Below are 519 nucleotides of genomic sequence, written 5' to 3'. Positions count from 1 at the left end.
CATCGAGACCCAGGGCAGCGACCAGGGCGAGTGGGAACGCGACTTCCGCCTCGACTACGTGCTGCAGGGCGGCCCGCTGAAAGGCCTCGGCCTGTCCTGGCGCAACGCTGCCCTGCGCAGCGATGCCGCCCGCGACCAGGACGAGAACCGCCTGATCCTGAGCTACACCCTGACGCTGTTGTAAGGGACTGGCAGGCCTGCGGCCTGCTTCGCGAATGAATTCGCCCCCACAGGGAAGTGCCAAGGCCGAACGCCCGCACGGACAGCCCCCTCTCCCTCTGGGAGAGGGTTGGGGTGAGGGAAGCAGGAGTGGGCTCGGAGTCTGAGGTGTTGGGCTTCGCTGCGCTCTGCGCCAACCTACGGGGCCGCTGCGCGACCCTTGGCGAATGAATTCGCCCCTACAAGTGCCGGGCCTGAACGCCGGCACGGTGAAGTGGTCAAGTAAAACTGGACACCGGTTTAGGTTTATCCAGCCAGCGCTTCGCGCTGTACCGGTGTCTGGTAGTTGTTGTAGCTGTG

At 65.1% G+C, this 519-nt stretch carries 1 protein-coding gene; it reads left to right on the top strand.

Features of this window, described 5'->3' with window-relative positions; genetic code table 11:
- On the top strand, positions 1–184 hold a 184-nt coding region (locus tag MnOB_RS09840), incomplete at its 5' end, for an OprD family outer membrane porin (RefSeq protein WP_158713788.1).
- Between the last annotated feature and the right edge of the window lie 335 nt (positions 185–519).

The sequence above is a fragment of the Metapseudomonas resinovorans genome, assembly GCF_002003485.1.
GTDB classification, from domain to species: domain Bacteria; phylum Pseudomonadota; class Gammaproteobacteria; order Pseudomonadales; family Pseudomonadaceae; genus Metapseudomonas; species Metapseudomonas resinovorans_D.
Note: the sequence above shows the minus strand (reverse complement) of the source record. Positions and strands in the feature narration are given on the sequence as shown.